The organism is Amphritea sp. GJ51-11 (assembly GCF_055808735.1).
Genome location: NZ_CM147881.1, coordinates 3,054,712 through 3,073,893 on the forward strand (window position 1 = coordinate 3,054,712; position 19,182 = coordinate 3,073,893).

General features: G+C 49.2%; 20 protein-coding genes. 6 read left to right on the forward strand and 14 right to left on the reverse strand.

All coding sequences use genetic code 11. From position 1 onward, the window contains the following. Window positions 1-9 precede the first annotated feature (9 nt). The 5 genes from AC0L4K_RS13635 to trmH form a co-directional block, all read right to left on the reverse strand. Window positions 10-1,038 (reverse strand): TAXI family TRAP transporter solute-binding subunit, encoded by a 1,029-nt coding sequence (locus AC0L4K_RS13635; RefSeq protein ID WP_417226217.1) that lies wholly within the window; start codon window positions 1,036-1,038, stop codon window positions 10-12. A 349-nt stretch (window positions 1,039-1,387) separates the two neighbouring features. Continuing rightward, entirely contained in the window at window positions 1,388-2,764 is a 1,377-nt protein-coding gene (locus AC0L4K_RS13640; RefSeq protein ID WP_417226219.1) for a sigma-54-dependent transcriptional regulator, read from the reverse strand. 2 nt (window positions 2,765-2,766) lie between these two features. Then, window positions 2,767-3,972: a sensor histidine kinase gene (locus AC0L4K_RS13645; protein ID WP_473266684.1), complete on the reverse strand. Its 1,206-nt coding sequence runs from the start codon at window positions 3,970-3,972 to the stop codon at window positions 2,767-2,769. Beyond that, a complete protein-coding gene (locus AC0L4K_RS13650; RefSeq protein WP_473266686.1) occupies window positions 3,950-4,834 on the reverse strand; it encodes a cache domain-containing protein in 885 nt (294 codons plus the stop codon). The genes AC0L4K_RS13645 and AC0L4K_RS13650 overlap by 23 nt, the downstream gene beginning before the upstream one ends. Before the next feature lie 107 nt (window positions 4,835-4,941). Continuing rightward, the gene (gene trmH / locus AC0L4K_RS13655; protein WP_473266687.1) at window positions 4,942-5,640 is read right to left on the reverse strand and encodes a tRNA (guanosine(18)-2'-O)-methyltransferase TrmH; all 699 of its coding nucleotides are present in this window, start codon (window positions 5,638-5,640) and stop codon (window positions 4,942-4,944) included. 140 nt (window positions 5,641-5,780) lie between these two features. On the opposite strand from trmH, the gene AC0L4K_RS13660 reads away from it, so the two are divergent. Then, window positions 5,781-6,647 carry a prephenate dehydratase gene (locus tag AC0L4K_RS13660; RefSeq protein ID WP_417226225.1) on the forward strand — a complete coding sequence of 289 codons (867 nt, stop codon included), beginning with the start codon at window positions 5,781-5,783 and terminating at the stop codon, window positions 6,645-6,647. 51 nt (window positions 6,648-6,698) lie between these two features. Here AC0L4K_RS13660 and AC0L4K_RS13665 read toward each other — a convergent pair whose 3' ends face one another. From AC0L4K_RS13665 to AC0L4K_RS13705, 9 genes are all read right to left on the reverse strand, one after another. Then, a complete protein-coding gene (locus AC0L4K_RS13665; RefSeq protein WP_473266689.1) occupies window positions 6,699-7,085 on the reverse strand; it encodes a hypothetical protein in 387 nt (128 codons plus the stop codon). A gap of 58 nt (window positions 7,086-7,143) precedes the next feature. Beyond that, window positions 7,144-8,025 (reverse strand): DMT family transporter, encoded by an 882-nt coding sequence (locus AC0L4K_RS13670; protein ID WP_473266690.1) that lies wholly within the window; start codon window positions 8,023-8,025, stop codon window positions 7,144-7,146. Window positions 8,026-8,401: 376 nt separating this feature from the next. Beyond that, on the reverse strand, window positions 8,402-9,331 hold the full coding sequence (locus AC0L4K_RS13675; RefSeq protein WP_473266692.1) for a sensor domain-containing diguanylate cyclase: 930 nt from the start codon (window positions 9,329-9,331) through the stop codon (window positions 8,402-8,404). 236 nt (window positions 9,332-9,567) lie between these two features. Next, window positions 9,568-10,116 (reverse strand): DUF6624 domain-containing protein, encoded by a 549-nt coding sequence (locus AC0L4K_RS13680; protein ID WP_473266693.1) that lies wholly within the window; start codon window positions 10,114-10,116, stop codon window positions 9,568-9,570. A gap of 15 nt (window positions 10,117-10,131) precedes the next feature. Further along, window positions 10,132-10,341, reverse strand: a complete 210-nt coding sequence (locus tag AC0L4K_RS13685; protein ID WP_417226234.1) for a DUF3565 domain-containing protein — start codon at window positions 10,339-10,341, stop codon at window positions 10,132-10,134. A 139-nt stretch (window positions 10,342-10,480) separates the two neighbouring features. Then, window positions 10,481-10,837 (reverse strand): hypothetical protein, encoded by a 357-nt coding sequence (locus AC0L4K_RS13690; protein WP_473266694.1) that lies wholly within the window; start codon window positions 10,835-10,837, stop codon window positions 10,481-10,483. 162 nt (window positions 10,838-10,999) lie between these two features. Beyond that, a complete protein-coding gene (locus AC0L4K_RS13695; RefSeq protein WP_473266696.1) occupies window positions 11,000-11,350 on the reverse strand; it encodes a putative quinol monooxygenase in 351 nt (116 codons plus the stop codon). 142 nt (window positions 11,351-11,492) lie between these two features. Beyond that, entirely contained in the window at window positions 11,493-11,888 is a 396-nt protein-coding gene (locus tag AC0L4K_RS13700) for a GFA family protein (protein ID WP_473266697.1), read from the reverse strand. A 106-nt stretch (window positions 11,889-11,994) separates the two neighbouring features. Further along, the gene (locus AC0L4K_RS13705) at window positions 11,995-12,270 is read right to left on the reverse strand and encodes a putative quinol monooxygenase (RefSeq protein WP_473266698.1); all 276 of its coding nucleotides are present in this window, start codon (window positions 12,268-12,270) and stop codon (window positions 11,995-11,997) included. A gap of 254 nt (window positions 12,271-12,524) precedes the next feature. Between AC0L4K_RS13705 and AC0L4K_RS13710 the strand changes: the two genes are divergently transcribed. The 5 genes from AC0L4K_RS13710 (at window position 12,525) to AC0L4K_RS13730 (ending at window position 18,892) form a co-directional block, all read left to right on the forward strand. Next, the gene (locus tag AC0L4K_RS13710) at window positions 12,525-13,463 is read left to right on the forward strand and encodes an HlyD family secretion protein (RefSeq protein WP_473266700.1); all 939 of its coding nucleotides are present in this window, start codon (window positions 12,525-12,527) and stop codon (window positions 13,461-13,463) included. Beyond that, entirely contained in the window at window positions 13,460-14,401 is a 942-nt protein-coding gene (locus AC0L4K_RS13715; RefSeq protein ID WP_473266702.1) for an ABC transporter ATP-binding protein, read from the forward strand. Before AC0L4K_RS13710 ends, AC0L4K_RS13715 begins: the two co-directional genes overlap by 4 nt. After that, window positions 14,398-15,543, forward strand: a complete 1,146-nt coding sequence (locus tag AC0L4K_RS13720; protein ID WP_473266704.1) for an ABC transporter permease — start codon at window positions 14,398-14,400, stop codon at window positions 15,541-15,543. The genes AC0L4K_RS13715 and AC0L4K_RS13720 overlap by 4 nt, the downstream gene beginning before the upstream one ends. A gap of 228 nt (window positions 15,544-15,771) precedes the next feature. Continuing rightward, window positions 15,772-17,490, forward strand: a complete 1,719-nt coding sequence (locus AC0L4K_RS13725; protein WP_473266706.1) for a transporter substrate-binding domain-containing protein — start codon at window positions 15,772-15,774, stop codon at window positions 17,488-17,490. Continuing rightward, complete coding sequence (locus AC0L4K_RS13730) at window positions 17,483-18,892, forward strand: sigma-54-dependent transcriptional regulator (protein WP_473266708.1); 1,410 nt, start codon at window positions 17,483-17,485, stop codon at window positions 18,890-18,892. The genes AC0L4K_RS13725 and AC0L4K_RS13730 overlap by 8 nt, the downstream gene beginning before the upstream one ends. Window positions 18,893-19,182 lie beyond the last annotated feature (290 nt).

Consider the following 19,182-nt stretch of genomic DNA (forward strand, 5'->3'; position numbering starts at 1 on the left):
CGACGCTGATTACTCAGCGATAAGGTGTGCAGGGATAGTCAGCCCTACTTCTTTGTAGTAACGCGCAGCACCTGGGTGCAGTGGTACAGGCAAGCCGGCAATCGCTTTTTCTAGCGACATCGCTTTAGTGGCTTTATGGATACCATTGAGGAATGACAGGTTTTCATAGATTGCTTTGGTTAGCAGATAAACGTCGTCTTCTGACAGGTCATCACGTACCGCCAAGAAGTTAGGCTGAGCCATGGTGTTGATATCTTTAACCTGACCTGGGTATGTATTCGCAGGGATCACATAACGAGTCCACAGCTGGTAGTTACCGTTCGCTTTCTTGATCTGCTCATCGGTAAAGTCCAACACGGTCATATCACTACCCAGCGCAGCATATGCACGGGTAATCGCCGAGGTTGGCACACCCGACGGAATGTTCATACCCACGATGGTGCCGTTTTGCAGTGCGTCTGCACTTGGGCCATAACCCATGTAAGCCATATCTAGACTATCAGCGTTAACGCCTAAGCCACCCAGAATCTGCAGACCGGAGCCTTCTGTTCCTGAGTTTTTCTTACCGATAGAGAACTTCTTGCCATCAAGGCCTGCAATATCATCAATCGTGCCGGTTTTTGCTAGATCAGTTTTAACCGCAAACTGCTCAACGTTCTGCCACAACATAGAGACTGAACGGATATTTTTCTTCGCACCGGTGGCCGCAAATGCGCCTTCACCGTTCCAAGCCCAAGCGCCGTAAAGACCTTGAAGGATGGCAAACTGAGCTTCATTTTCGCTCAGCAATTTAATGTTTTCACCGGAACCGGCAGAGTTAATCGCGGACAGCGACACTTTATGTTTAGGTTCGAGTTTTACTTTAGTCAGTGTTGCCAGCGCCACACCGACAGGATAGTAGGTTCCACCGGTAGAAGCGGTTGCAAGAATATAAGAGCGATTATCTGCTGCTTGTACCATTGTAGCACCGCCCAAAGCGGCACTTAATGTCACAGCAAGGCCAATACCTTTAATCAGAGTTCGTTTACTACTTTGCATGTTGGATTCCTTCACTCGGGATTTAAAATTTATTGTTAGTGTTGTTACTGTATAAGCAATGCTAATGCCAACTTCAAATAAAAAATATAAATCGTTGATAAATAATAGTTATTTATCAACCGGCAATTTAATAAAGAAGTTCAATAAGCAAAATATTGCCTATAGCGACGATCAAGCATAAGCAATATATTGCTTATAACCCGGTACATTGAGCGCCTGAGCGACAAAATCCGCGACTTAATTCGTGCTTCACCCTGAAGTTAAGCACAGATTTGTAGCAATGGAGGGGCAATAAGCAATTTTTTGCTTATTGAGGATGATTCGGTGTAACAGAGCCGTCACACCGTTCTTATTCTTTACTATCGTCGATAAACTGAGCGCGGTCGATTTGATATTTAACCATCTTTTGATTCAGTGTTCGCCGCGGTAGATCAAGCACCTCCATCACCGCCTTGATATTGCCATTATGTTGCCGCAACGCATCACAGATCACTTTATACTCAAAATTAGCGACCTGAGCTGCCAGTGGTAACCCACTTTCCATCCGCTCACTACCCATCGGTTCGATCGCAGCCTCAGGATAGATCAGGTCCGCCACCGGCAAGGTGTCATCGATTGCGTAACGCACGGCAATATTTTTCAGTTCCCTAACATTACCCGGCCAAGGATACTGTTGCAGATTGGTCAGATCCTGTCGGGTGATCGCTCGTAATTCCCGGCCATGCTGGGTCGCCGCTTGACGAGCATAGTATTCAAATAACAGTGGTATATCTTCGGTGCGCTCACGCAGCGGTGAAAGATAGAGGCAGGAGACGTTCAGGCGATAATACAGGTCTTGACGGAAATTCTCTTCCACTGAGAGGTCGGCTTTAGACGCCGCGATAATCCGTAGATCCACCGGCACTTGTTTGTTTGATCCTAGCGGTTCAATCATCCCCTCTTGAATGCTACGCAGGATTTTCACCTGTAAGTTGGCCGGCATGCTCTCGATCTCATCCAATAGCAGGGTGCCACCATCTGCGTGTTGAAACTTACCGGTACGTTTTTTCGCAGCGCCAGTAAAGGCCCCCGCTTCATGGCCGAACAGCTCCGTCTCAATTAAATTTTCAGGAATAGCGCCGCAGTTAATCGGCACAAAGTTGCGTTCACTGCGCAAGCTAAACTCATGCAGACACTGGGCCACCAGCTCTTTACCACTACCTGTTTCGCCATAGATAATGACATTGGTATTCAGCGCCGCATATTTAAGAATATCCCGTCGCAGCTTCTGAATAGAGGGTGAGATGCCAATAATCTTACCGTCGATGCCGCTCCGAGATGCTAAGTCTTGCTGTAAGCGCAGGTTTTCTAACACCAGCAAGCGTTTTTCACAGGCGCGATTAATGGTTTCGACTAAACGTTCAGGGACGAAGGGCTTTTCGATAAAATCATAGGCACCATCACGCATCGCGCCAATCGCCATATCCACATCCCCGTGGCCGGTGATCAAAATAACCGGCAATTCTGGAATGATCGAACGGGCCTGCTGCATAAATTCCAGACCATCCATCTCTGGCATTTTTACATCACTGACCACCACGCCGGGAAAATGCTCATCCAGATGGGTTAAGGCTTCGACGGCACGATCACAGGTAATCACGTCAAAGCCTGCCATTTGCAACCATTGAGATGTTGATTGGCGGATCAATGGATCATCATCCACCAGCAAAACCTGACCTCTCTTCATGTTCACTCCTCAGCCAAAATTAATGGCAGGGTCACGGTAAAACAGGTGTGCCCTGGCTCGCTACTGACGCGAATATCCCCCTGCAGATCGCGGATAATCGAGCGAATAATCGACAACCCTAATCCCAGGCCCTCACCAATCGGCTTAGTGGTAAAAAAGGGTTCAAACAGTTGTCGCTGATCTTGCTCATTGATACCCGCGCCATTATCCGCCACCTCAATACTGACCGTGTCGGCATCCTGACGGAGATTAATCGTCAACTGTGCTCCGCTGACACCCGCCAGTGCATCACAAGCATTACTAATGAGATTAACAAAAATCTGCTCTAGCCGAGCACTATCACCACTCACCTGCACCTGTAGATCGGTGTTGGGGTAAAGCAATTCAATATGCTCTCGCTCCATCCGTCCACGGAACAGATTAATCACCTGATCGAGAGCCAATACCGGATCAACCGGCGAGAGATGCTGCGGCTTCTGATAGGCAAAGGTTTTCAACTGTCGTGTTAGCACCGTCATACGGCTGATCAGATCGTTAATCAGCTGTAGATTACTATCTAGCTGTTCAGTTTCCTGCCGTTCAATCAATTTACGACAGATCGCAATATAGGTTCTCAGTGCAGTGAGAGGCTGGTTTAGCTCATGCACCACCGCAGAGGACATACGCCCGAGCGCCGCCATTTTTTCGGCCTGCACCAACTCATCCTGCGCTTCTCTAAGCGCCTGCGTCCGCTGTTGCACCTGATGTTCAAGTTCATCATTGGCCTTGCGTAATGCGCGTTCGAGTCGTTTACGCTGGGTAATATCGATCACCGTCACCAGATAGTGTTCGGTTGATTCCCGCTTCATCTGTTTAATTGAAAACAGCATTGGGAAGCTATTGCCATCCGAACGCTTCCCCACCGTCTCCATCGCTGTCACCTGAGCAAAACCCCGGGTACCCAAGCGGCCCAACACCCGCTTCATCACCCCTTGAAAAACTTCCGGCTCAATCAATTCACCGATATAGGTACCAAGAATGCGCGGCATCGAAACGCCAAACTGCTGCATCGCCATGGGGTTAATAAACAGCACTAATCCCTGGCTATCCAGGGTAATCATCCCCACATGGGCATTGTTAATAATATCCCGTTGGCGCGCTTCACTGCGTTCCAGCGCCTGCTGTGTTTCCCGCCGAGAGATATGTTTAAGCTGTCGCTCGCGCAGCAAAAACCACTAGCGAGACAACAATACAGAAAGCGATCGTAAACAGGCTCGCATTCCGTTGAATCCGAGTCACTTCACCCAGATCATTAAATACCGACACTTGCCAACCAAGGTCATCCAAGGTGACCGTTTGCAGAATGCCTTTATCTCCCGTCTCGAGTTCGACTAGCGTGATATCAGAACCATCGTAAAGCTGTGATGTTTGCCGTTTAACAAACACATCGCGCAACTGCTTTTGCGACTGAAAGGGCTGACTCGCCATCAGGATATGTTCATTGCGACTAAACAGATACTGACTGTTCTGCTCCAACCCCGCCTGCAAAAGCGCCAAATTGATCCGCACGGTAGCCACCCCCAGTAACTCCCGCTGCACATAAACCGGGGCTGAAAGATACACTGCGCCGTCGTTGTCGGCCGAGGGAAGCACCACATGCAAGCCCTGCAACCCTTCTAATGCTTGGAGAAAATAAGCCTGTTGATCATGGCTAACCGAATAGAAATCCTGTTGCGCTCGCCAGTGACTAAATGCTTGAGGACGCCCTTCCTCATCCAAAACAAACAGTGCCGTAGTACCGGCCACAAGGTTCGTTTGTTCAAGGTAACGGCTTACCCGCGCGGCTTGATCAGCGGAAGGTTGCTGTAACAGTTCCGCCACCTCTCGACTCTGCGACACGAGAAAAGGCAAATATTGATATTCTGCTAATTCCGAGCGAGTTTGACTGATAATCCCCAGCAGCTGGCTCTCGCCACTCTCCTGCAAATCATTCAACGCCCAGTTGCGGACAAACTGTGTGACCAGCGTGGTGCCAATCAAAGACAGCAACAGCATCAGCAGGGCAAGTGGGAAAAAACGCGGAAACTGCACTCACTCTCTCCGATTATAGGCGTAGGGGGGTCATATCAAACGAAGCGAGTTGGCAACAGCGAGGCCAATAGGCCTCAGTAGATAAACTCACGGGGAATAAACTCAGGCTACCACTGCCGTTTCGCCGCTAGTCCCTCACGGACCGCTTGATACCACGCAGGCGCATCCTGTAACGCTAGCAACTCATCCAACGGCGGATAGTCCAAACCTTTTTTATGGCAGAAATCAGCCAACTCAGGAAAACTCCACTCAAACAGAGTATCGCTATATTCCTGAGGGTCAAGCCTAGACTGCTCATACAAGCCCGCCTGCAAACGTTGATTCTGCGCCTCAACCAGAATAATACCCGCCGCCGTCGACACATTCAGCGAACCAACCATGCCCATCATCGGAATCAAGATATGCTCATCTGCCAATGCGGCACCGGCATCGCTCACACCATCTTTTTCGGCCCCCATCAATAAGGCACAAGGAACGGTAAAATCCACATCCCGATAATCAATCGCCCGATCGGAAAAGTGCGCGGCATAGATTTTCATCCCTTGGGCCTTAGCCGCCCCAACCGCTTCACCGATACTGTTATGGTTTTCACTGGCGACCCAACGATCACTGCCCCGCGTGGTGCCGGTAAACTCATACCCCTCTTTTGGACTAACGGTATGAATGCGGGAGATACCAACCGCATCACAGGTACGAATCAGCGCCGCGATATTGCGAGGCTTATGCACCTGATCGGTAATCAGGGTCAAATCAGGCTGCCGCCGGTTTAGGGTCTGAATAAGTTTAGCGGTGCGTTCCGGAGTCATCGAGCTCTCACATTAAGCGGGTAAAATTAAACGGGCAAATTAGTTGCCGCCATATTACTGAAAAACTTCGGTCGGCTCACTGCAAATATTAAAATCTATGACATAATTACCGCCTTATTAATATCGACAACGGAATCCCCATGTCATCTGCACCTAACATCATCGCGTTTCAGGGCGTCGAAGGCGCCTATTCTCACCTTTCTTGTCGCCGGGTTTTCCCGGAGATGGAAGCGTTTGCCTGTGAAACCTTTGTTGAAGCAATGCTGATGGTAGACCAAGGCAAATCTAAGCTAGCGATGATTCCGTTGGAAAACTCCACCGCCGGACGGGTCGAAGAGATCTATCGGTTGATGCCCAAAAGCCAGTTACACATTATTGGCGAACATTTCGAGCCAGTCAGCCACTGTCTACTAGGGGTGAAAGGCGGTTCAATCGAGCAATTGAAAACGGTTTCATCACACCCTCAAGCTTTGGCTCAGTGTGACGGCCATATCAAGCAGCTGAATATCGAACCCATTGCCGGCTTTGATACCGCTGGTTCTGCCTATGAACTATCGCAAAACCCCGATCCAAGCCACGGCGCCATCGCCTCCAGCCTCGCAGCAGAACTGTACGATCTTGATATCCTACAAGAAAATTTTCAAGATGTTACCGGTAATACCACTCGCTTTCTGATTCTCTCCCGAGAACAGGGCATCCCGGAACGCAAAGCCGATACCGCCTACATCACCTCTCTGATGTTTACCGTGCGCAATATTCCAGCCGCACTCTATAAAGCGCTGGGCGGGTTTGCCACCAACGGCATCAATATGGTGAAGCTGGAAAGTTATATCCGTAACGGGCTGACTAAAGGCGCGAGTTTTCACCTAGATGTTGAAGGTCACCCGGATGATCGTATGATGCAGTATGCACTTCAGGAACTGGCCTTTTTCACCAAAGAGATGCGTAACCTTGGCACTTACGAAGCCCACGAATTCCGTACCCAAAACCAGTTTTTGCAGGAATAAGACCATCCACGCTCTTGGGCTGCCGAATCACGATAAGAGATTCGACAGCCTTTAGCTTTGCAGACTAAACACAACCGCCGGACTAAAGAAAAGTAATAGCATCCCCAGACTCAGCAGATTACCTTTCAGCGGGTTAAAATCTTCAATAATGTTAGCCCAGCTTAATTTAAACACCTGCTTGGCGAAATAGATTTCCAGCAATAACATCATCAACAGCCAAACAAGACCAACACGATAACAATCGGTAAAATCCCTCGGTGATACCCAAGGCAAGGTAAACCAGCAAAGAGTATAGATCAGTGCCACACCGGATAAAAAACTCAACTGCTTGGCCTGCTGCTTACCGAATTGACGATGCCACAAACGAACCCGAATGTTGCCGTTAATGACTTCTGCAATCAACAGCAACAACCCAATCAGCAGCGCTTTTAATAGCATGATATCTACCTAACTAAAAAGATGCTAAGCAATCGTACGAGCCTTTAACCGCTCAGCATTAACTTACCGGTTCTTTCAACTTCACCGCAATACGTCGACTGTGTATCAATGTATACACACCACTCAGAACAACCAATAAACTGCCCAGCAAGGTCATCATGTCGAGACGTTCACCAAACACAAACACCCCTAACAGCAGGGCAAACAATAGACGCGTATAACGGAACGGGGAGACCACCGAAACATCGCCGGTGCGCATAGCAATAGTCAGCGCGTTATATGCTAATACACCAAACAATATAGCGCCCCCCACTTGGACTAACCCCATACCATCCAGTTGTAAAGTATCGCCACTATAGAGCTGTAACACGAAGCCTGTGGGGATCAAGACAAAAAAGCCATACACACCCAACTGCATATTCGATAACACCACGGGGGCTGCCCGAGTAGATAGGTCTCGACCCGCGAAACCGAGTGTTGCCACCACGGCAAATAGCGAGGCGGCTTCAAAGCCTTCCATTCCGGGACGAATAATCATCAACACCCCGGCAAAGCCAACTAACACCGCTAACCAACGTTTTAAACCGATCCGCTCACCAAAAAACAGCGCGGCTCCGAGCATGGTGATTAATGGGGTCGCCTGAAGAATAGCGGAAGCATTGGACAAGGCCGTGAGGGTAATAGCCAGTGCAAAGCTCATACGTCCAACGACTTCACAAACCGCCCGCATTAAAATCGGCCGAGACAGGATAGCGGGATGAAAAATCGCATCTCCACGACGCCAGGTCAAAAAAATAAAAATCAACATGCCACCTAAACCGAATAGCATCAATATCACACCAATTGCCATAGTATTGGCGGCAGCTTTTATCAACATATCTTCAACCGCGAATGCCGCCATTGCGACCACCATGAAGATACTACCTCTGGCATTATCCAAACAACTTCTCCTTTTGAAACGGCATCGCGATTAATGCGTATCAAACCTGTTTAAATCGATCTGCTCTGCAGCAACGCAACCCAAGTTCAATGTAGATATAAAACGATGGCCTTTAACAGGCTCACTGCAATAACGCTGGATTATGCCATGCCTATGTAATCTCGGCGGAATTTTTTCCATCGGTGCCGATAACGCGCCTCGTGTCTATCACCTTAGACACAGCTATAAAATGAGTGATATGACGAGTACTGATGACGGCTAAGTCGAGCTGATGAGGACTGGATTGAATTGAATTGACCGACCCAACTGCGAACGAACATCTTTAGAACTGCCCGTTTGCGGGTAACGGATGGAGGCTAGATTAATATTAACTTGGCTACTGTTCTCGATCGCGACACCGCTCGATTTTATTTCTACCGCTCTTTTTCGCCCGGTAAAGCATGCTATCGGCCAGACCAATGAGCTCACGTTCATTGCTGCCCTCTGTAGGAACACTCATTGCCAGTCCAATGCTCGCCGTCAGGTAATTTTCGGTAGGCGATCCCTCATTAGGAATACCCAGCGCTATGATGTTGCTCAGCAGTTCATTTGATAATCGTTCCGCCTGCTCTAAAGGGGTATCACTCCAGATCAGAGCGAACTCTTCACCACCATAGCGAGCGCAGATATCACCGGGACGACTGACAAACTCTTTAAGCAGTTGACCAATCTGAATCAAACACTCATCGCCAATCTGATGTCCATAGAGGTCATTGAGTAATTTGAAATGGTCTAAATCGAGAATCGCGAGACAGATAGGCTTATTGAGCCGCAAACAACGCCGCCATTCATTATGTAAAAATTCGTCAAAGGTACGACGATTAGGGATATCGGTGAGTCCATCGAGTCGCGCAAGGTTTCGCACTTCCTCTTCGGCTAATTTCCTTTCGGTAATATTTTGATGGGAGATAACGAAGTAGTCTCTCTCAGCCATTTTCAACGCGGTGACACGCATCGTGAACCAACGCTTCTGATCAAGACTATGGCAGGGGTATTCAAAATAAAAAAACGGCACCTTATTCTTGATAACGCTTAAAATACCTTTTTTCGCCTTAGTGCCAAAATCATCCCCCATAACGGACGCTTTATCGCACTCTTCGATGTAATTCACGCCCCGCCAGTCACCGCTAATAGCACAGGCGTTGCTATTGCCAAATTCAGACCAGCTTTTATTGGTGTATTGAATAATGCCGTCATCATCGATCACCACAAGATGCTCAGTGATTGAATCTAAGATCAAACTTAAGGCTTCATACGAATTTTCCATAAACCTCTTCTATTTATAATTATAGTTATAGGCAAAAATCATCATATACAACCGATATTGACCTGTGTTTCTCTAGCCTAGCCTTAAAATGTACAACTCTCCATGAATGATTGTCTAGCGTAGAAGGTTTCAGCAGATTCAAGGGTTTCACCCATCGCGAATGATCCGCGCCAACCTCGAAGGATCTTAACGATTATCACCACATCAAAGACAGCCAAGTGATGACTAAATGCAAATTACGAATCATTCGTTTGAGCGTGAACACGACGCTGACGCTCTTGCGCCATCATTTGCGCGTGGCGCTGCTCTAATGAGTTCAGCCCCAGTGCCGCGCGCCGTTCATTCACCTTCTCAACGGCGTCAATTGGGTAAGGAGTTGGCCAACCCTGTTCATCAACATCAAATTGAGTGCCGTAGCGCTGTGGTTTACCCGATAATGTCAGCACTCGATCCTGCAGGAAAGCCAATTGCCACGCCTCGATATCCTCTCGGGCAACCGCCGCTTGCAATAGCTCAACGCAGCTGGACATAAAGGCTTCATCAGAGACTGAATGTTGCACCACCAGCCATGCCGCTTTAGCCCCTTCAGGACCGACCAATGCGATCCCTGGCCAACCATCGCGATGGATGATCGTTTTTAGTCGAGCAGTGTGTTGCTCATGTAACGCTTTTATCGCGGGGTGATAGGAATGAGTGGGCAATTCACCCGTCTCAAACAGCTGTTGCAATAGGCACTGATCATCATTCATCATGCTGATCAGCTCATCAGCAAGTGACTGATTCATAGACTCAGCCATGTATTAGAGCAAAACATCCTGCGGTTCACCTAGATCACACTTTTTACACTTCAAACAAGCCCCAAGCCTATCAAGCCGCCCCGCTTCTGTAACCACCCAAGGCCGGTTAATAAAAGGCGGTTTATGCCGAACATGTTGAAAATGGCCACACGCTAATTCAGCGACCCAGTCATCTTCATCATCTTTATGAAAGCCAACCATTGCTTGAAGCATAAAAACCAAAATACCTGTGAGAAAAAGCCATTATAGCGCGCCATTGATCTGCTCAGCCTATTTATTCATAAACCAAGCAAGGAGCAAAGCAACACTAAAGTAACGGCTGTCCTTTATCACTCACAAGCTTTATTTACGATCACTGTGCAGGTTCAGCAATATTGAGTTTGGTGGCTTTTTTGGCTTCCAACGCCGACGTTTTTTCAGCCCGGCCCACCGCACTCATCGGCTTTTTAACCGCGATACTACCTTCTTGCCTCATCAACGGTTCATTCAATGCGTCTTGCTTATCTTGATCAGGACCGAGGATGTAGTAACAACCATCACTTTTCATACGATAGTGACCACCATTATACTTATCCGCCAGATAGCTACACTCAGCTTCAGTACAGGTACGACAACGCATTGCATTCGCCACCGAAGGGATAACAATAGCGCCAATCAGGCTGACCATCAGGGTAATTTTAACGACTTTTTTGCTCTTACTATTCATCATCAACCTCATCAATGTTTGCGATTCCATTAGCGCACGCTTAAACCTGCTTTTCTTGTATTATCAACAGGTTTAATCCGCTATTGATTAGGCTGTCAGAATAGCCGCCGACCCGTTAAAAAATTTACTGGCGCAAACGACAGGTAGCCGATTTAGCCGCGGGGCTCAGACAAACACCGGCACATCAAAATCAACGCTCTCATCGGTATAAGCGGTCACCAGCGCATCTTCGACAATCCCGGTATCAGCCTGAACCTGGCTTGTAAAAAAGTCTTGAATCTGTTTCCGTCTACCGTGAGCAGCCCAAGCATCGGCATCTCGCCAAATTTCATTGAACACAATAGGGTAGTCATTGCGCGTCGCACTCGGGTGATCAATTTGACGGGTTACCCGGTATTGAACACACCCCTCTTCTCGGTAAGCATCAGGCTCCAGCGCCTTTAATACTTCAAACAGCTCGGCTTCTTTACCCTCTTTCGGCTTGAATTGCGCTAATACATACACACGGCTAGACATAGATTTTCCTCAATGATTAAGTCAGTTGGCTGATAGTCGATGAAAACAGCGTTAACAGCCTGATTTTAAATTAGCGATAGCTCGGCTCTGTCCTAGCACCTGCTCTACGTGCATCTCCCTTAGCGAATATGCATAGCATGAATCACCGCTCTGGCTGCCAAGTGGCGTGACAGGGAATATTATCAGGTTCAAGCCAGGTAACATCCTCCTGCTGCCAAATATGAGCCTGCGGTTTAACCCCGGGATCGTCATCCAATGTCGCCACTCGCAAAATAATATGTGGCTGCCCTAACCGCTCCGCAACTAGGTGTGAGCCACACACAGAACAAAAACGTCTTAGTTTCCCGGGACTCGATTCAAAACTCGACAGTTTATCTTCGCCTTGTAGCCAACGAAAGTGCGATTTCATTACCCCTGCGGTCGCTGTATACGGCGCGGCATGAGCTTTACGACAACGGTGGCAGTGACAGAAGATGATCGGCATATCTAAAGCCGATAACTCATATTGAATGGCTCCACACAAGCAACTTCCTTTCATGCAGCGCTCCTAAGACAGTGATTAATCGTATTCCAGAACCATTTAGCCGATGCTAAACCGGCTCGACGCCAGCGGTTATCTGCCATATTGATCGACTCGCCCAAGCTTACCCGATAATTTCATAATGCCTAATGGCATGGGCACTCACCGCGCCCCAGCGAGATTGTTTAACTCTTTGTTGATGTAAATCGAAAGCCGCTTGACTAACAAATTCCTCATAGACATCAAAACGGTATGGGTCACTGGCGTAAGGCTCGACCTCAAACAGTAAACAGCCGGGCTCATCACGGGTAAGTTCGGCGTGCTCCGGCAGTGCTTGCTTCAGCGCCGCTAAATCCTCTTCTGGAACGATAATAAAACCTTGCAGAATAACCTTCGACATCCCCCCCTTTCAATCATCCCATTGGCCATCAACCATAAAGACTATCAATCCACACCGCTAGCTGGCGCCGAGCAACCTAGCACATGAAGCAGCGAGTAAATATTTCATCGCCTCAATGTAGCGATAACATTCAACTAATTTAAGATAGCTGCAGTAATAGCTGCAATAGTTAAGATTATCGTTCTATTATTAACAGGTTACGAATGTTTTTATATTATGTCCGTGCTTTGCCAACCTCACAAAAGGCCAAAATCATGCGTTACCTTCTCTGTCTGCTATTACCCCTATTAAGCGCCTGTGATGGTAACTCGCAGCCTCTAGCTCTTGGCACCTTAGAACGCGACCGTATCGCCCATACAGCCACCACCAATGAGATCGTTGTTGAGCTGCCCGTTGCACCCGGTAGTCATGTTTCTAAAGGCACCATTCTAGTTAAACTCGATAACACCCTGCAACAAGCTGAAGTGGACAAAGCCACAGCTGAGGTTGCCCGGGCGCAGGCGAACTTAGAAAAACTCAGAAACGGAGCACGAGAGGAGGAAGTCGCGGCCGCCACGGCTCGAGTTGCCGGCACTAGAGCTGCGCTGATCGAAAGCCGCGCTAACTACCGGCGCATTCTTAGCCTCAAGCAGCAGCAACTGGTGAGTCAAGCGGAACTCGACCGGGTACTTGCCGCTAAAGATGCCGCCCAGGCAAACTTACAAAGCGCTCAAGAAGCGCTATTATTACTCACCAATGGTACTCGAGAAGAAGATCTTCGGGCGGCTGAAGCCAGTTTAAAATCGGCCCAAGCAAGCTTGACGATTCAAACCAAGCGGCTGGCCGATCTTACCATTATTGCCACCCGTGACGGTATTCTCGATAACCTTCCTTGGAACCTCGGCGAACGGGTCACTGCCGGCAGCCCTCTGGCGATTGTACTGGCCGGTAAAGCGCCCCATGCACGAGTGTATATTCCCGAGCCCTATCGGATTAACCTTAATGTTGGCGACTCGCTAACAATTCATGTGGATGGTCTTGAAGAAGCGATCACCGGCACATTAAGCTGGATCGCCACCGAACCTGCATTTACCCCCTACTACGCACTCAATCAGGAAGAGCGGGCACGATTGATGTATCTCGCAGAAGTACAACTCCCTGATAGCCAAGCGAACCTCCCGAATGGCATACCGACTCAGGTTGAACTGCCATGACCGCAGCCCCAAGCTATGTGATTCAGGCGGAAAAACTAAGCCGCCGCTTCGGTGACTCACTGGCCGTACAGGACCTCGACCTAGCCGTTGAGAAAGGCTGTATCTACGGTTTTCTCGGCCCCAATGGTTGTGGTAAAACAACCACTATTCGTATGCTAACCGGTCTATTACAACCCAGTGCGGGCCAAGTTCGAGTACTCGGCTATAACCTCCCCGATGATGCTGAAAAGCTGCGACTACATATTGGCTATATGACGCAGAAATTTTCCCTCTACGATGATCTAACCGTGCTGGAAAACCTAAAATTTATTGCCAGTATTTACGGTCTCAGCGCGCGTCTGCAAAAACAACGCACTGAAGAACTGCTCAGTATTTATGGTCTACAAGATAAAGCCAAACAGCTGGCCGGTAGTATGAGCGGCGGACAGCGACAGCGGCTCAGTTTAGCCGCCGCTACCCTGCACAAGCCCGAACTGCTCTTTCTCGATGAGCCCACCTCAGCGGTCGATCCGGAAAACCGCCGTGAGTTCTGGGAGCAACTGTTTGATCTCAGCGATCAGGGCACCAGCATTTTGGTTTCAACTCACTATATGGATGAAGCAGAACGCTGCCATCAACTGGCCATTTTAGAAAACGGTATCAAACGAGCCGATGGCAGTCCCGCGCAATTAATGCAGGACATGGGGGCCAGCGTTGTGGAAATTAGCTCGGCAAATCTACGGCAGTTGAAACAAAGTCTCATCGCGCTGCCTGACGTTATCTCCGCGGCGCAGCTTGGGGCCCGTTTACGGGTGCTGATTAAAAACTCAGTAGCCGATCCAATCCAGTTTTTAACACAACAGCCGGCCATCAAAACACAGGACCAACTCTTACAGGTGCGCCCAAGTTTAGAGGATGTCTTTGTCACCTGCACCGGCAGCGGGAGACTGAAACAATGAACCCTTTCGTTCGGGTCAAGGCCATTGCCGCTAAAGAACTGCTGCAACTAAAACGGGATAAAATGACTTTCGGTATGATCGTCATGATTCCGCTCATCCAACTACTGCTGTTTGGTTATGCCATCAATACCAATGTGCGACACCTGCCCGTGGGGGTTATCGATTACAGCCAAACCAGCTTGAGTCGCGTGCTGATCCAAACGATCAGTGCCACACAGGTGGTTAGTTTTACCCACCATTTCAGTAATCTGCCCGATGCGGAAACCGCAATCGCCAGTGCCGATGTTCGCGCCGTGTTGATTATTCCAAAGGATGTTAGTCAACGGCTCGTACGGAGTCCCAGTGTCGGTCTAGGCTCACCATCAGCCACCGATGCGGAGACCAGTCGCCCGGTGGCACAATGGCTCGTTGATGGATCAGACACCATTGTTGCCGGTGCGATCAAAGGTCTACGAGGCATGCCTTTAACAGAACTGCTGGATAAACCCAGCAACCGCCAAACACCCACCTTTGAAGTCACACTGTTATACAACCCTGAACAGCGCTCCGTGGTTAATATTGTGCCGGGATTAGCGGCGATCATCCTCACCATGACGATGATTATGTTTACCTCTGCCGCGATCGTGCGGGAACGAGAACGGGGCAATATGGAGATGCTGATCACAACCCCGGTAAGACCCATCGAATTAATGGTCGGTAAAATCGTCCCCTATATTTTTATCGGAGCCATCCAAGTCGGCATCATTCTCGGATTAGGCCGCTTACTCTTTAATGTGCCGATGAATGGCAGCCCTATACAACTGGCGGTGGCCACCTTACTCTTTATTACCGCTAGCCTCACACTGGGGCTTATTATCTCCACTATTGCCACCAACCAACTGCAATCAACACAGATGACGATCTTCGTGCTATTGCCCTCGATCCTATTATCGGGCTTTATGTTTCCCTATGAGGGGATGCCACTGGCGGCGCAGTATATTGCCGAGGCACTACCGGCGACCCACTTTATGCGGCTGGTTCGCGGGGTGGTATTGAAAGATGTCGCCGTCACTCAGATGAGTGCTGATATGTATTGGTTGACACTGTTCACTATCGCGGGACTAACGGTGGCATCATTGCGTTTTAAGAAGCGGCTCGATTAGCGCTTCGCCAAGCAATACTGGTAACGTTGCTGCGCATGCAAGCAGCATTGCAGACCTGCGAAGGTTATCGCGTTATACAGCGGTCTCGGTTAAAGGTTATGCTAGCAAGCTTAAGGCAAATAACCTTAGCGAAGCTCATACAGGACTCAATCCTGTTTTGCGTTTTATCCACGGTTCCTTTTTAATAGCCGACCGTTCATTAACCCCAAACAGTTTATGCGGCCACCTATGACGCTATCCGTAAATACGACAGACCCTGGCGCTATCTTTCGCCATAGCGGCTTCATGCTTGTACTACTAGTAGTACTACTCATCAATACCGCCCAGGCTGCCGATCAAGATCGGGTGATCCGGGTAGGCGGTGATTATAACTATCCCCCCTACGAATTTATCAATGAAGCCGGTGAACCCGATGGTTATAACACCGAACTCACCCAGGCGATTGCCGAAGTCATGGGCATGAATATCGAGATCCAACTGGGGGATTGGGATGCCCTGCGTAAACAGTTTGAAAAGGGTGCAATCGATACCATGCAGGGGATGATCTACTCCGATGATCGGGCGAAAAAATATCGCTTCTCGCCTCCCCATGCCATCGTTCATCAATCTATTTTTGCTCGCAAAGGCACGCCAAAAGTCTCTCAATTAGCCGAACTTCAAGGCTATGAGGTGATCGTTCAGCGGGGTGGCATTATGCACGATTACCTACGGCAAAATGATGTCGGCGCTAAGCTAATACTGGTGGATACCCATACGGCAGCGTTGCGTCTACTCGCCTCAGGGCAACACGACTATGCTCTCGTGGCCAATCTACCCGGCCTCTACCTGGGTAAAGAGTTAGCACTATCGAATATCGTTCCGGTTGGCAAACCCTTCGGAGCACAACACTATGGTTACTCGGTGCTGCATAACAATGAAGAACTGCTATCCCAGTTCAGTGAAGGCCTCGCCATTCTAAAGAACACCGGCCGACAGCAGGCTATCTATGATCGCTGGCTCGGCCCACTGGAAAATACTGGCTTACCCTGGAAGCGAATTGGTCAGGCGGCAGCGCTGATCTGCGCCCTGCTATTGATCGTGCTCGGCGGGATTGTTATCTGGAACCGCATGTTAACCCGGCAGGTCAGCCGTCGTACTGCCGAGTTGAAACTACAGCAACAGCAGCTATTACAAGCCGACAAAATGACCTCATTAGGGATTTTAGTTTCCGGTGTCGCCCATGAGATCAACAATCCTAGCAGTCTATTGTTATTAAATCTGCCGGTGCTCAAAGAGGTCTATCAAGACTTAGAAGAGATTCTCGAAACCCACTACCGCACCCATGGTGATTTCTATATGGGCGGGCTGACCTACAGCCGTATGCGTGATGAAATTACTCCGATGCTCGATGATATGCTGGCGGGGACACAACGCATTCGCCGGATCGTCGATGATCTGCGGGATTTTGCCCGACAAAGTCCTGCCGACTTAAGCGAAACCGTCGACCTAAATGAGGTGCTCGCAACGGCGATCCGTTTGGTGGATAACACCATTCGCAGCTCAACCAACCATTTTAGCGTCGCCTATGGCGCACAGTTGCCACCCTTTAAAGGCAATGCGCAACGGATCGAGCAAGTAATTATTAACCTGATCGTTAATGCCTGTCAGGCGCTCGATTCAACCGAGCAAAGTATTAGCATCAGAACCTTTTACCGCAGCAAAGAACAAACCCTGTGCCTCGAAGTCCGAGATCAAGGCTGCGGTATCGAGCCAGAAAATATGCCCCGCCTGAGTGATCCCTTTTTCACCACCAAACGTGAACAGGGCGGCACTGGATTGGGCCTATCGGTTTCAACCAGTATTATTCAAGAACACGGCGGCAACCTGATCTACGATTCAACCCCCGGTCAGGGTACGCTGGTCACTCTACTGATCCTCTCAATCCAGGAGCCAACAGCCTATGAATAACCGTCGCTACCCCAGCTTTGGCGTGTTACTGGTGGATGATGAAGCGTCTTTTTTGCGTAGCTTGAGCATTGCCCTCGAACGCCTCGGCGGAATCAATCATATCTACCGTTGCGAAGATAGCCGACAGGTGATGACCATGATTGAGCAAGAGCCTATCGGCCTCGTACTGCTCGATCTAACCATGCCTCATCTATCCGGTGAAGCCTTGCTGCAGCAGATCGTCGAAGAACACCCGGAAGTCGGGGTGATTATCATCAGCGGTTTAAACCAGTTGGAAACCGCCGTTCAATGTATTCGCCTTGGCGCCTTTGATTATTTCGTTAAGACCACCGAAGAGGGTCGACTGATCGAAGGGGTGCGACGCGCGATTCAGTTGCAAGAGATGCGCCACGAAAGCCAAGCCATGCGGCAACGCTTTCTCACCGACACCTTAGAACGACCCGAAGTATTCGCCGATATCATTACCCAAGACAAAGGGATGCGTTCGGTGTTTCAATACCTCGAATCCATCGCTGCCAGCAGTCAGCCGGTGCTGATTATGGGGGAAAGCGGCACGGGTAAAGAGCAGATAGCCCATGCCCTGCACACCCTAAGTAACGCCAGTGGACCATTAGTCAGCGTCAATGTCGCCGGGCTAGACGACAATGTCTTTGCTGACACTCTGTTCGGTCATCAGCGAGGCGCATTTACCGGGGCCGATAGTGCCCGGGCGGGGATGATTGAACAAGCGGCGGGAGGCATCCTATTCCTCGATGAGATTGGTGATCTGAGTCTAGCATCTCAGGTAAAATTACTGCGCCTCCTACAAGAGGGAGAATACTATCCTTTGGGCAGCGATCGACCCAAACGAATTCGCGCCCGCGTAGTGGTCGCCACCCATCAAAACCTAGAAGCTAAGCAGCAATCCGGCGAGTTCCGTAAAGATCTCTATTACCGTTTGCGTATCCATCAGGTTGCTATTCCCCCACTACGGCAACGTAAAGGCGACATCGCCCTACTGCTAGAATATTTTCTCGCCCAAGCGGCCGAAGAGCTACAAAAGAACAAACCCACCATTCCCAAAGAGCTGCCGGTATTACTCGCTAATTATGATTTTCCGGGCAATATTCGCGAGCTTCGGGCGTTGGCCTATGACGCCATGACGCAGCACCGCTCTAGAATGCTCTCCATGGATATCTTCCGTCGGGTTCTCAACCAAGAGATTACCCCAAGCGAACCGGATAGCGATGCCGGTAACCCACTGTTTAATCCCGATCAACCCCTGCCCACGCTACAACAAGTGGGAGAATTACTGGTCGAAGCGGCCATGGAACGGGCCCAAGGTAATCAATCACTGGCCTCACGATTATTGGGCATTTCTCAACCAGCCCTCAGCAAACGGTTAAAAAAGAAACAACTTTAAACTGCCTTCCTCGCTCGTTGATACACCGCTTCGCACACCGTGATCGAAGCGGCTTCCCTCTTATTAATGGCTCTTAAACCCCTATAACCTTCGCTATGGTTATAACCCAGATTAACAGCCTTAACTATATGATTTATATGCATTAGCCATCCATCAAAGTCTAATTCTATGCCTTTCGTTATACCCCTTCGAGGTTTTAATCGCCGATAAAAAATAAAATTTATACCCTCAAAAACAACGTGTTACAGAAATTACGCCCTGTTGGCATCTTCCCTGCTATGTAAGACCTA